The sequence below is a fragment of the Saltatorellus ferox genome, from assembly GCA_007751475.1.
Lineage (GTDB): Bacteria > Planctomycetota > UBA1135 > UBA1135.
Genome location: CP036434.1, coordinates 6,362,983 through 6,375,891, shown reverse-complemented (window position 1 = coordinate 6,375,891; position 12,909 = coordinate 6,362,983). Strand labels below are relative to the sequence as shown.

Annotated in this window: 10 protein-coding genes; 5 read left to right on the top strand and 5 right to left on the bottom strand. The window is 67.9% G+C overall.

All coding sequences use genetic code 11. From position 1 onward, the window contains the following. The first annotated feature begins 12 nt into the window (after positions 1-12). On the top strand, positions 13-1,029 hold the full coding sequence (locus tag Poly30_RS23065) for a CobW family GTP-binding protein (protein WP_419190542.1): 1,017 nt from the start codon (positions 13-15) through the stop codon (positions 1,027-1,029). Here the strand turns inward: Poly30_RS23065 and Poly30_RS23060 are convergent. After that, positions 998-2,329, bottom strand: a complete 1,332-nt coding sequence (locus Poly30_RS23060; protein ID WP_419190541.1) for a sigma-54-dependent transcriptional regulator — start codon at positions 2,327-2,329, stop codon at positions 998-1,000. The genes Poly30_RS23065 and Poly30_RS23060 overlap by 32 nt on opposite strands. After that, on the bottom strand, positions 2,326-3,576 hold the full coding sequence (locus tag Poly30_RS23055) for a sensor histidine kinase (RefSeq protein ID WP_419190540.1): 1,251 nt from the start codon (positions 3,574-3,576) through the stop codon (positions 2,326-2,328). Before Poly30_RS23055 ends, Poly30_RS23060 begins: the two co-directional genes overlap by 4 nt. Before the next feature lie 120 nt (positions 3,577-3,696). Here Poly30_RS23055 and Poly30_RS23050 point away from each other — a divergent pair, with 120 nt between their 5' ends. Next, positions 3,697-5,829, top strand: coding sequence for a type II secretion system protein GspG (locus tag Poly30_RS23050; RefSeq protein ID WP_145203055.1), 2,133 nt, complete (start codon positions 3,697-3,699; stop codon positions 5,827-5,829). Between the two features lie 38 nt (positions 5,830-5,867). Here Poly30_RS23050 and Poly30_RS23045 read toward each other — a convergent pair whose 3' ends face one another. After that, positions 5,868-7,292 carry an arylsulfotransferase family protein gene (locus Poly30_RS23045; protein WP_145203052.1) on the bottom strand — a complete coding sequence of 475 codons (1,425 nt, stop codon included), beginning with the start codon at positions 7,290-7,292 and terminating at the stop codon, positions 5,868-5,870. Positions 7,293-7,399: 107 nt separating this feature from the next. Here Poly30_RS23045 and Poly30_RS23040 point away from each other — a divergent pair, with 107 nt between their 5' ends. Then, complete coding sequence (locus Poly30_RS23040) at positions 7,400-8,374, top strand: class I SAM-dependent methyltransferase (protein ID WP_419190539.1); 975 nt, start codon at positions 7,400-7,402, stop codon at positions 8,372-8,374. 10 nt (positions 8,375-8,384) lie between these two features. Here the strand turns inward: Poly30_RS23040 and Poly30_RS23035 are convergent, their stop codons facing one another. Then, the gene (locus Poly30_RS23035; protein WP_145203046.1) at positions 8,385-8,945 is read right to left on the bottom strand and encodes an ankyrin repeat domain-containing protein; all 561 of its coding nucleotides are present in this window, start codon (positions 8,943-8,945) and stop codon (positions 8,385-8,387) included. Between the two features lie 112 nt (positions 8,946-9,057). Between Poly30_RS23035 and Poly30_RS23030 the strand changes: the two genes are divergently transcribed. Further along, a complete protein-coding gene (locus Poly30_RS23030; RefSeq protein ID WP_145203043.1) occupies positions 9,058-11,613 on the top strand; it encodes a sigma-70 family RNA polymerase sigma factor in 2,556 nt (851 codons plus the stop codon). Between the two features lie 10 nt (positions 11,614-11,623). Here the strand turns inward: Poly30_RS23030 and Poly30_RS23025 are convergent, their stop codons facing one another. After that, complete coding sequence (locus tag Poly30_RS23025) at positions 11,624-12,031, bottom strand: DUF2752 domain-containing protein (RefSeq protein WP_419190538.1); 408 nt, start codon at positions 12,029-12,031, stop codon at positions 11,624-11,626. Between the two features lie 341 nt (positions 12,032-12,372). Here Poly30_RS23025 and Poly30_RS23020 point away from each other — a divergent pair, with 341 nt between their 5' ends. Then, positions 12,373-12,870 (top strand): hypothetical protein, encoded by a 498-nt coding sequence (locus Poly30_RS23020; protein WP_145203037.1) that lies wholly within the window; start codon positions 12,373-12,375, stop codon positions 12,868-12,870. Positions 12,871-12,909: the final 39 nt, after the last annotated feature.

The window sequence follows — 12,909 nt, the reverse complement described above, 5'->3', positions numbered from 1 at the left end:
ACCCTACACCCCGTGACGCCCTCTGCTCCGATCCCACTACATTTGCTGACCGGCTTCCTCGGAAGCGGCAAGACGACGATTCTATCGGCGCTCCTCCGCAACCCTGGCGGCGAGCGGCTGGCCGTCCTCGTCAACGAGGTGGGCGAACTCGCCCTCGATCACTGGCTGATCGAGAAGGTGGACGAGGACGTGCTGACGCTCGCCTCCGGCTGCGTTTGTTGCTCCCTGCGCGGCGAACTCTACGGGGCGCTCGAGCGAGTCGCGGCGCTCGAACCCACCCGGATCGTCGTCGAGACCACCGGTCTGGCAGACCCTGCGCCGATCCTCCATGGCCTCACCACGGACGCTCGGCTGCGCGAGCTGGTTCGCCCCGCGGGCGTCGTGGCCGTCGTGGACGCGCTGCGCGCCGAGGACCTCCTGGCGACGCAGCCCGAGGTGCTCGCGCAGCTCGAAGCCGCCGACCGCGTGGTCCTGACCAAGGCGGACCTGGCGCCCCAGCGCGTCGACGATGCCCTGGCGCTCGTGCGTGGCGCAGCTCCTGGCTGCGAGATCCGCTTCGTCGAGGAGGCGCTCGGCGACCCGAAGTGGATCTTCTCGGCGCCACCCCTCGCGAAACTGCTCGACGGCGACCAGGCACGGCGCTGGCTCGGGCACGGGACCCTCTCCGTTCATGGCCACGCCGAGCCCTTCCGAACCCATTCCTTCGAGTCCGAGCACGCCGTCGATCTGCCGATCCTCGAGCTATGGCTGCGGCTCGTGACGCAGCTCGATGGGCCGCGCCTCCTCCGCATCAAGGGCCTCGTCGAGGACCGCGCCTCCGGCGCCATGTTCGCACTGCAGGCCGCAGGCCGCAGCATCACGCCGGCACGGCGCCTGGAGCGGCCGCCCGCCGGCGTCCGCGGGGTGCACATGGTGGTCATCGAGCGTGGTATGGGGGAGGCCCCCGCTGCTCGACTGATGGAGTCCCTGGGGGCCGCCGTCGGCGGCGCGCTCGACGTCAGCGCCCGTCGTCCTCGCGGTACTGCTTGAGGCGATAGAGCAGCGTGCGGCGGCTGATGCCAAGGGTCTTCGCCGCCTCCGTACGGTTGCCATCGTGGAGCTCAAGCGCATCCTCGATCGCCTTCCGCTCCAGTTTTGCGAGGCCGAGTTCGCTCAGGGATGCCTCCGCAACGCCCGTCGACTTCCGGCGCGCGATCTTCGGCGGCAGCTTGTCGGGCAGGATCGTGTCGCCCGGTGCGAGCACCGCCGCGCGGAGAATGGCGCTCTTGAGTTCGCGGATGTTGCCGGGCCAGTCGTGGGCGAGGAGCAGCGTTTCTGCGCCTGGAGACAGGTGCTTGCCCCCGCCCTCGATGCCCAGCAAGAAGTGACGTGCGAGCGGCAGGATGTCCTCGCGCCGCTCGCGCAGCGGCGGAATCTCGATCGTGATGACCGCGATCCGGTAGTACAGATCTTCGCGAAACGCACCCTCGGCGATGCGCGCCTCCAGGTCGCGATTCGTGGCCGCCACCAGGCGGAAGTCCACCGCACGCTCGACGTTCTCGCCGAGCCGGGAGATCCGTCCATCCTGGAGCGCTCTCAGGACCTTGGGCTGGAGAGTGAGCGGCATCTCCCCGATCTCGTCCAGGAAGAGCGTGCCTTCGTGGGCTGCTTCGAACTGCCCGATCCGATTCGACGTGGCGCCCGTGAAGGCGCCCTTCTCGTGTCCGAAGAGCTCGCTCTCCACCAGCGCGTCCGGAAGCGCCGCGACATTCACCGCGACGAACGGGCCAGCACTCCGCCTGCTCCATCGGTGGAGCAGATGAGCGAGGACGTCCTTGCCGGTCCCGGTTTCCCCCTGGAGAAGCAAGGGCGCCTGGCTGCTCGCCACGCGCGCAAGATCGGCGAGGAGAGCCTGCATCATCGCCGAACCGGCGATCAGGCCCGCGGGCAGCGGAGGGTGTTCTGTGAGCGGGCCGCTCGAGTCGGTCCCGAGGTGCTCAGCTACGACCGCCTGCAGCTGCGAGATATCGATGGGCTTGCGCAGGTAGTCCAGCGCACCCAGCTTCATGGCGTGTACGGCGTCCTCGACCTCGGCGTACGCGGTGAGCACGAGCGTGGGGATCACGTGTCCCCGCTCCCGCATGGCCTCCAGGGTTCCGATGCCATCGAGCACGGGCATCCGCATGTCGAGCAGAATCAGCCCGGGCTCGTCGGCCTCCATCGCCGCCAGGCCTTCGGCCCCGTTGCGCGCCGCCGAGACGCGAACCCCCATGTCGCCGAGAAGCTCTGCGATCATGGAGCGATGGGCGTCGTCGTCGTCGATGATCAGCACGTGCGCGGGATCGGTCACGGTTCCGGCACCTCCAGGACCATGCGAGCTCCCCGCGGGTAGCGGCGCTCGTGACGGAGCAGGAACCCGTGGTCGAGCGCGATGCGCGACGCGATGGAAAGACCCAGTCCCGATCCGCCTTCGGCCGCGCTGACGTAGGGCTCGAAGAGCGTGCTCTCGATTTCTTCCGGTACACCCGGACCGTCGTCTTCGACGACGAGCTGCAGCCTGCCCTCGACCCGGCGACAGCCGATCCAGAGGTTTCCGCCGGGCTCGGCCGCGCGGGCTGCGTTGAGCAAGAGGTTCAGAAAGAGCCTGCGAAGCTGCTCGCGGTCGGCGTCGATCTCGATCCCGCTGCACTCCACGTGGAGGCTCGCGCCTTCCGCTTCTATTTCGGGCTCGATCAGCTCGGCCAGCTCCTCGAAGAGCGGTCGCACCGCAAAGCGCGCCCGGCGCAGCGTGGCGGGTCGACTGAAGAGCAGGAACTCATCGAGGCGGGCCACCGTTCGATCGGTCTCCTCCACGATGGCGCGAGCGGTCGCCTGGAGCCGCTCCGCATCGAGCGATGTCCGCGTGATTCGCTGGGCGAGCCCGCGAACGACGCTGAGCGGATTCTTGGTTTCGTGAACCAGTCCGGCGCCAACGCGTCGGAGTCTCTCGAGGCTCTCCACCTCCAGCCTCTCATTCATGAGCTGACTGCGTAGGTGCTGGGCGCGCAGTCGAATCCAGAAGATCGCTCCGAAGAGCCCGATGGCGAGGGCGATCAGCGCACTGCTCATCGCAAAGCGCGTACGGTCGCTCGCGAGGCGTCGGTTGAACGGTGCTGCGTCGACCTGGAGCGTCAGATGGAGCGGCGTTCCGACGACCGCCATGGTGCCAGCATGATCGCCCATCGGGGGACGTCGCGACGGATCACGCGGCTGGATGGGCGTGATCCGTCCTTCGAATTGATGGAGCGGATCCGCCCCCGGCATCGGCTGCCCTGCGGTCGCGACGAGCGTGCCGTCGGACGTGGAGATGCTGAGCCATTCCAGGTCGAACTGGCCAAGGGCTTCCTCGAGGGTGGTTGCCAGCGAACCCGGCTGGTACCGATTGCCCCGGAACTCCCGTGCCGCGGCTCCTTGGATGGCTGCGACGATGATCGCGCCGCGCTCCTGATGGGAGGCGAGATGTTCCGCCCGGTGGGCTTCGAAGTCGTGGGCCTGCCAGAGTCCCGCAGCCACGAGGGCGGCGGCGCTGGTGAGGATGGGAAGAGCGGCGAGCTGCATGGGGCCTGGCACCCTCATCATGGCACGTCCCGGGGAGTGAGTCCCCTCCCTTCTCGCGAGGAGTTTCTGGAGCAGGTATCGTGCGACTGATTCTCAGCCGCTCCTCTGCCCACGACTTCCATGACCTCTCGCTTTTCCGGACTCTTCGCGGCTCGAACCGCCCCCTTCGCGCTGGCCTCGGCTGCGCTGTCCGCGGTCGCCACCGCGCAGGATCATGCCTTCCATCATCCGGATCACGCGGCGTTCGCGCTGCGCTGCCCTGATGTCGCCGCGGCCAAACTTGCCTGGGATCGAAGCGCGTTCGTTCGTTTCTCCCGGGACGAGGAGTTCGCCGCCGCTCTCCGTGCGGTCAGCGAAGTGGTGGGGACGGATCCGCCCGAGGCCGTCAGCAGCGCCTGGCCGTCGGAATGGCTGGAAGGTGTCACCTCGTTCTCCTTTTCGTGCACGCCCCTGGCGGGTGAAGGGCGCGATGGATCTCTCTTCGGGTACCTCGCTGACCTCTCCTCCAGCATCCCCACGCCCGCCCGTGAGGCGCGGTGGTCGCCCGACCTGCTCGAAAGTGCGTACGTCCGGCTCGTCCTCGACTTCGAAAGCGCGGAGGCAGCCGCAGCGTGGGCGCCGCGGGCGCACTCTCTCGCCGAGTCTCTCGGGCTGGAGGCCATCCCCGAGCCGACTCCGCCGACCCGGCTGGAACTCTTCGGCCTCGAAGAGGGCCCGACCTCGATCGGCCGCTACAAGCAGAGAGCCGGTGTCGACACGGTCGGGATCTTCAGCCGGATCTCCGCCGCGAACCGTGTGCTTCTGACGCTCGGTCCGGACTTGCCCCCTCCCTCCGCGGCAGGGGCGAAGGGAAGAGCGCTGGAGATCTTCGACTCGTCGACGGAGCCGGTGTGGTTCGACCTCGCCATCCGCGACGCAGCTTGCGAGCACCTTCCCGCCGATCTCGCCGACGCGGCTCCGTTGCTCGAGCTGGCCAGCGGGCTCCTGGATCCGCTGGTAGCCCTCCTCCTGGAGGGGGGACGGCGAACGGTGAGCTTCAAGGATGGCGGCTTCGAGGTGCGCGGGGCGAGCGTGGAGCCGACCTGGCGCTTCGCAGACGTGATCGGATCCACGGCGCTGGTCGAAGGGGCGGCGCGCATGATTCACCCGTCGGCGCGTGTGGCTCACGTCGCGGCACTGGACGCCGATGCTGCAGGCGCGTGGATGCAAGCGCTGGCGGAGCGCGCCGATGCGGTCGAGTGGCTCGCAGAGTTCGGGATCGATCCCGCGCGCGACGTGTCGGCCGCCTTCGGTTCGACGATCGCTATCGAACTCATGCCGCTGCGCGGTCTGGCGACCGCGCCGGACGTGTATCTCATGGCGACGGTGGCGGATGCGGAGGTGCTGGAGCGCATGATCGAGGCCGGGCAGCGCATCGTGTCCAGGCATGGTCCGGACGGGAGCGTCGTCACCCGCGCTGGCTACCGCGGCGCCGTTCTCTACACGCTCCAGCTCTGGGAGGACATGGGGATGATCGCGACGCTCTTGAACCTGCGGCCGACCGTCGTGCTGCACGGATCGACGGTGGTGCTGGCAACGTCCGCCGCCAGCGCGAAACGGTGGATTCGAGGGCAGCAAGACGGCAGAGACATGCACGCGGGGCTGGCCGCAGCGGGCGCGCCAGAGGGCGCGGGCTCGATAGGCTTCGGCGACTGGGCGGGCGTGCTCGCGGACGCGTACCGGCATGGACGGACTCTTGCACCCCTCGCGGAGCGTTTCCTCGGCGCTGGTGGCGGGGCCGAACTGGAGAGCGTGCTCGAGGCACTTCCGGAGGCCAGTCTCCTGACGCGCTACTTCCACCCGGGAACGAGCTGGACGCGGCCGCTGGAGGGGGGCGCGACCTATCGGTCAGCGAGCACTTCCGCTGGCCCCGCCGGCCTGGTCACGCTGGCCGGAGTGCTCGGAACGTTCACCGCGCCGCTCATGGCCAATCGATTGGTGGAAGCGCAAATCGCCTCGACCCGGATCCGTCTCTTCCGGATCAGCGATGAGCTCTTCAACCACATGCTGGAGAACGGCGGGCTCCCCGAATCACTCGAAGCGCTGCGCTCGAAGGCCCCTGAACTATTCGACCAGGGCGGCGCTCTTCTGGACGCCTGGGGACGTCCGTTTCGCTATTCGCCCCAGGAGGGCGGTGGGTTTCGGGTCTGGTCCCTGGGCCCGAATGGAGAGGATGAGGGAGGTGACGGCGACGACCTGCTGCGGGCCTTCTGATCCCTGGGCGCCGATCGGGCGCGCGCCGAAGATGCAGCTCACTCGTTCAGGAACGGGAGATGCTCACGGGCGATGCGGCGGGCTCCCATCAGCGTCGTCACCAGTTCTTCGTTCTCGCCTGCCCGATAGGGTGAGCGGTATTCCCATGCGATTCGACCGGACGGCGTGACCTCGACCAGGTGGCCTTGCGTCGACTCCGTGATGAGCGTGTTGCCGTTCCCGAGGCGCTCCACGTACCCGAGCACGTGGGTGTAGAACTGCAGGTCCACGCCGCGAGGTGGGAACTGCCATTCGATCGTCTGCTCCGACGGGTTCCACTCCAGCGCCCGCGAGCGGTTGAAGCGCAGCGGCGCGTTCGGGTTTCCGCCGCGGTTGTCCATCATCAGGATGTTCCCGTTCGCGAGCGCGGTCGCCTGATGCTGCATGCGCCAGGATCCCTGGCCCAGCCATTTCACGCGCTCCGTTTCAGGATCGATGGCGATGAGCGCGCCCGGCGTGCGCAGGGAGACCAGCAGGTCGCCCTCGTCGAACGCCGGATGGTGGGCGGCGACCGCGGCGTCGATGACGTCGATGGAGTTCGCGTGGAAGACGTCAGCGTTCTCGTTGGGGAGGTGCCCCATGAACGCGACGAAGTCCGAGTGGTAAAGCGCATCCATCACCGAGAACCTGCGTGTCTCCGTTCCATCCGGCGCCAGGAATACCACGTCCGCGTCCGCGATCCCGCGCTTGAAGTGCGTGGTCGAGTAGCGCTCTTCCGCGGCTTCGACGAAGAGCGCGGAGCTCCCGAGCGTCACGATCGTGCCGTCTTCCTGGATCTTGAAGTCGTGGTGGTAGCCCTTCGGATGGGCCCAGAGGCGACGGCCGTCTCGATCGACGCGCGCGATGCCGATGTACTCGAAGAGCGCGATCAGGTCGCCGTTCGAAAGCGGGTACGCGCGGCGTACGAAGTGACGGTGTTCCTTGGCCACGGGGAACTCCAGCGGGTCCGGGAAGAGCTCGTCGTAGTCGAGCCGCCAGACGTGGGCCGGTGAACCGTCCGAGTCGATGAGGTGGACGCTGTTGCCGTGACCCGTGGAGTAGAGCGTCAGGCCCGGCGCGACCTCGTCGGGAAGATGCGTGAGGGCGCCGGACAGGCCGGACGAGGCCTCGTAGGCTCCGGAGTAGCCGAGGGCGTCCAGGTCCGATTCGGTGGCGGCGGCGGGGGCGGAGAGTTCTCGTTTGCGATGCCACAGGCCGTCGGGGCGTTCGATGGGTGCCCTGGTCGCAGGCGCCTTGGGCGCGGGAGGGACTGCCTCGGAGTGGGTGGGCGCGGCGGGGTGGTCCGCAGCTGGAGCGACCGCTGCAGCCGAGGCGGCGTCCGAAACGAGTTCCCGTTCGGCTGCCTGGGATTCGAAGCGGCGACCGAGCTGGAACGTGAGCGACGCGAGGAGCAAGGTGGCGGTGGCGAGGAGGACAGGGCGCATGGTCCTCCCATTTCACAGGATCCCGTCGACTCTCGTCGAATTCGTTCGCTCAGCTCTTTTCCCACTCCTGCGGAGACGCATGTGAAGCGGGCCGTATGCTCGGCGCCATGACCCTGACCCAGGAGAGTCTTCAGCGCGCTCTCGACGCGCGCGCGGATCTGATTCACGATCTCGCCTCCGAGCTGACGACGTGCTACCGCCTGTTCCACGGCGCCGTCGAGGGGCGCCCAGGGCTGACGATCGATCGCTACGGCCCCGTGTTCCTGGCGCAGACCTGGGACGAGAAGCTCTCGGACGCGGAGCTGAAGGTGTTCCTCGATGCCGCGGGTGATCTGACGCCGGTCTACAACCACCGCGCGAAGCCGGTGGACTTCGAGGCGCACTTCCCGATGGAGCCCATCGAGGCCGTCGGCGACGAACTCGGGATGACCTACGACGTCCGCCCGCGACACCGTGGACAGGATCCGCTGCTCTTCCTCGACTTTCGCGCCGCCCGTCGCCGCGTGCGGCTGGAGGCCCGCGGGCGCAGCGTGCTCAATCTGTTCGCCTACACCTGCTCGATGGGCCAGATCGCGCACTCCGCGGACGCGAGCCACGTGCTGAACATCGACTTCGCGAGTTCGGCCCTCGACGTGGGCCGCGCGAACGTCCCCAGGAACCATCCTGGGGCGGGCACGCTGGAGTTCTTCCAGAGCGACTGTCTCCCCGCGCTCTGGCAGCTCGCGGGGAAGTCCCTTCCGCGCCGCCGAGCGCGCGCTCCGTACATCGAACCCCAGGAGTTCGACATCGTCGTGCTGGATCCCCCGCGTCTGAGCAAGAGTCGCTTCGGCACCGTGGACGTGGTGGGGGACTACCCGACGCTCCTCAAGCCGTGCGTCCAGATCTGCGGGGCGGGCGGCCACCTCCTGGCCACGAACCATGTCCCTTCCGTGAACCTCGACGATTGGATCGCTGTCGTGCGCCGAACGGTGGAGAAGGCCGAGCGCCGGATCGAGGCGCTGGAGATCCTCGCGCCCGAAGCGGACTTTCCGAGCTTCGACGGGAGCCATCCGCTGAAGATGGTGTGGCTGACGCTCGACTGAGGAACGGCGTTCAGGCCTCGACCGACCCTCCGAGCAGCGCGGCCACTGCCCGCAGGCCCTCGGCGGGACCCATGTTGCCCTCGCGAAAGGCGTGCTGGGCCCAGCCGAGCGGCGTCGCCCCGTAGTTCCTGTCGGTCACATCGGTGGGTGCGCCGGCGCGAAGGAGTGCGTTCGCGAGCTTCGGCTGACCCATCAGGGCGGACCAGTGGAGAGCCGTCGCCCCGAAGAGGCCACGGGCGTGAACGTCGGCACCGAGTTCGACGAGCCGCACGCCGAGTGACTCCGCCCCAAGACTGGCCGCGGCGATCAGGAACGTGTCCCCCGACCTGGCGTAGACCTCGTGGATGTCGACCCCGGAATCGATCAGCGCGTCGCCCATCGAGAGCGCTTGCTCCTGGTTCACCAGTTTCCGAAAGAGCACGTCGCAGACGTAGTGCAACGGAGGGACCGAGTGCTGGTTCTGCGGTCCGAAGGTGATCGGCGCCCGCCCGAGTTCCGGCGAGGATTCCAGCGTGGACTTCAGGTGGGCGACGTCCCCCTGTTCGATGATCGTCTTCAGTTCGTTCGTCATGGTGGGGGCTGTCCCGGAACGGTCCAGATCCTGGCGAGAAGAATCGTACTATTCCCGTGACGCGCACGCCGCCGCGATCATGGAAGGGCGTCCATCACCCTCTTGACCGACCATGAGTTCCACGGATTTCCTGACCATCGAAGACCTGCTCGAAGAGCGCCAGTGGCTCTCCAGGGTCTGCCACAGGCTCGTCCAGAACGCAGCGGACGCGGAGGACGTGGTCCAGGAGACGATGGTGAGGGCGCTGGCAGCGCCTTCCGCCTCGTCAGCCCATGAAGATGGGCGGCTCAGGAGCTGGCTGGCCACGACCGGCCGCAACGTCGCGCACGAGATGCGACGACGGTCGGGTCGGCGCGTGGCCCGGGAGAGAAAGGTTGCGCGACCCGAGGTGATGGCGTCGGACTTGGACTCGGCCATGGCGGGTGCGGAGCTGCGGGAGCAGATCGCGCGGCTCGTGCTGGCGCTGCCGCAAGCGGAGCGCGAAGCGGTGGTCCTTCGCTTCTACGAAAACCTGTCCGCGGAAGACATCGCGAGGAGGGTGGGGGCATCGAGCTCGGGCGCGGTTCGCCAGAGAATCTATCGCGGGCTGGAGCGGCTTCGGGCCTCTCTGGATCACGAGGAAAAAGAGGGTCGGCGCGCGTGGTTGCCGGCGGCGCTTGGACTGGCTCGGCGGTCGCCGGAAGCCGCGGGGACCGCGGTGCCGCTCGGCGCTGGCTGGGGAGCCTGGTGGGTGGCAGCGGCTGCCGCGCTGCTCGTCGCCCTCGGCATCGTGGTGTCCCTCCGCTGGAATCCGGACTCTCCGGTGGCCGTCGATCTCCTCGCGACGAGCGAAGACCAAGTCCCGGTCCCCGCGCTCGTCGCCGTGCCCGAAGGGGGGGTGGCACAGGAGGAGCGTCTCGCCATCGAAGGAGCCGTCGAAGGCACCGCCAGCCCGGGGGGGAGGCGTTTCCGGATCCTCGATCCCACTACCCACCTTCCCGTCGAAGGGACCGACTGGTTCCTGCGGCATACGGGCGATCTAGACCCCCAGCCCATCGGTGCGATCGAGGGGGGGTACCTCCCTCCTGTCCCGCCCGTTGCCGCTGGTACGACGGGACCGGACGGGCTCATCGAGCTGCCCCCGCTGACGTTGGAGCCGTTGACGTCGGAGCTCATGCAGCTCGTCGTCGAGACCTCCAGGTCCCACGCGGGCGCGTCTTTTGCGATCGATGGCACCCGAGCACCGGGCGAGGCCGTCGACCTGATCCCGCCTGTCGGAGGTTCACTTGTGGGCGTGTTCGTCGACTCTGCAGGTGATCCCATCGAGGGCGCAGAGGTCGCCGAATGGACCAGCGAGGAGCGGCTTCGAACGCTGGGCACCACGGACGAGAACGGCCGGTTCCGCATCGGTGGGATCGCGCCTGTGTCCCGCCAGTTCCTGCGCCGCGGCGATGGCGTCGTGGTGAGCGCCTGGCGAGCTTCCTCTTGCTACTTCATTCGCAGGAACGACACCGCGCCCTGGACCCAGATCTGGAATCTGCTCGATCACGAACCGCCCATCGGTGACGGCAACATCAGGGATGTCGGCACGGTCCGCGCCATCGAGCCCGTGCGAGTCCGCGGAACCGTGGTGGAGCTCGTGGGAGCTCCTGTGGCAGGCACGCTCGTCTCGGAACGGTTGGTGCTCTTGGGTTCGCCGCAGGAGAGGCTGAGAGCCAAGACGCAGCCCCGGAAGCCCTGGGGGCGAAGGCCGGCTTCCGGTGTGGTCGTGTCCGGCGCGGACGGCCATTTCGAGCTGGAGCTGCGGCAGTTGGGAGAGCGTCGACCGCGGAACGCCTCTCTCATTGCGCTGGGACCTGGGGGCACATCGGGCGAGCTGTCGGTGCTACTTCCAACCGACGGTACAGCGCTCGACCCAGTCCGCGTCGAGCTCGGGACCGACCTCGCGGTCCCTCTGAGGCTCCTCGATCCGGCGCGACCCGGTGCGTCCATCGAGCCCTCGGGCGAGGAGAAGCGCTTCGTCGCCTGGCGTGCGCTGGGAAGAGACGGTGAGCCTCACTCCGAGGTGGTCTTGCCTCGCTTGACCTGGCTGCTGGGCGGCTCTCACGTGGTGCTCGAACGGAAGTGGTTGAAGGACGCCGCGTCCGTCACGCTCGAGCTGGAGGTGCCGGGCTACGACGTCGCTCGGGTCGGCGTCGAGGAGAACGATGCCGAGGTGACCGTGTTCCTCACGCGACGGGAGCGGAGACCCGTGGAGATCCGGTTCCGCGGAGATCACGTGCTTCCCGGCCAGACCGCCTCGATCGTCGTGGCAGGCGAGGAGCCGAGCACGACCATTCTTCCGGTCTTCACCTCACCGAGGGCGACGAGGCTCCGTGGACTCACGACCGGTTCCCATGGCCGCCAAGGGGGTGGCGCGGACCCTGAGCAATGGCTCGCAGGAGGACTCACGATGGGAGTCAAGGACGGCGACATCATCGAGGTGGCATGGCCCACGGATCAGCGCGGCTGGCTCGTCGCGCTGCCCGATGAAAGGGGTCCGTACGTGCTGGGTCAGGCGGCTTCGCGCGTGCTCCCGCGGATCCCCCTGGCGGGTGGGGTCATCGAGCTGGAACTGGCTCCCTGGAAGATCTATCGAGAAGGGGGCCCGCCCGTTCTCGAGGGCAGGCTCGAATGTCCCGTCTACTGATTCCCGCACCTTAGCGCGTCGCGAGGAACCAGCAGGTCGCGACGACGATCACGGCGCCTGACCAGAAACTCATCCCGTGGCGCGAGGCGAACGCAGCCAGGTCCGCGCTTCGAAGGTGAGCGATCAGTGACCAGGGTGCGGCGACGGCTGCGGCCATGGCCAGGATCGCTCCGAGTGGCTGCGTTTCCCAGGAGCGCGCCGGGTGACCATGGGCGAGGTGGCTCACGGCCGTCGTGACACCGCACGTCGGACAGGGAGCGCCGAGCCATTCACGGAATCCGCAGGGTCCAAAGCCGAACTGCTCATGGGTCCCGAACCCGCGCGGGTCGGGCTCTGTCAGGAGTCCGACGACGGCGATCGCCAGGAGCACGGCCCATGGGGCCACGAGGACCAGGTAGTGGAGTGGGGGCTTCGACACGGGAGCGCGGGGCCAACACGGTAGCCGATCGGGCATCCGCCGATTCCGTGAATGCGTTGGTTGGGGGCGCGTAAATCGAGGTGCCCCAGCGACCCGCTTTTCCCCCGGATGGGGGCCATTCACCTCGGAGGTGAGATCCATGAAGAACACCCGCTTGGCCGTTGCGCTCCTGATTGCCGTGGCTGTGGCCATTTACCTGGCGACTGCGCTTTGAGCGAGGCTCCGGAAGTCCCTCGGACTTTTGTCCAAATGAGCGCAACAAGGAGAACCGCTTCACGCCGTTGACATCGAGCGGAGTGCCCTTCGCCTCCGCGTTTCAGCCCATCTACAGGGAGACATCGATGTCACACTTCTTACGCCTCGCATCCACTTTCGCGCTCAGCGCACTCGCCCTCGTTGCCTCTGGCTTCTCGGACGACGGCATCCCCGTCAAGTGCACGGGCTGCACGTTCACCCAGGTCGGTCCGGCGAACGGCAACACCGGGGGCGCGAACCCGTGCGGCGCAGACATCCGCATCACGATCATGTCCTTCAACGGCAGCTGCGCTCTGGCGGAGAATGTCTGCCAGCAAGCGTCTCCTTGCTTCGCAGGAATCCAGGTCGAGTACAGGTCGCTGTGTCCCGTCACGCTCGACTACCTGGCCGGTCCCAACGGAGGTATGCAGGGATCGTTGCCCTTGCCGCCCACCGCGGGGGGTGCGTGGACGGACGTGATCCCACCGTGGCTCGAGACCCTCGCGTGCGGCAGCCCAACGCACATTCTTCACGCGCTGATCACGGATCCGACGGGACGCCGTGCATGGTCGACGGCGAACTACTGGTGCAACGCCTGCGACTGAGCAAGACGCGCTGAAGCGTTCCGTCTTATCGGGCCGAGA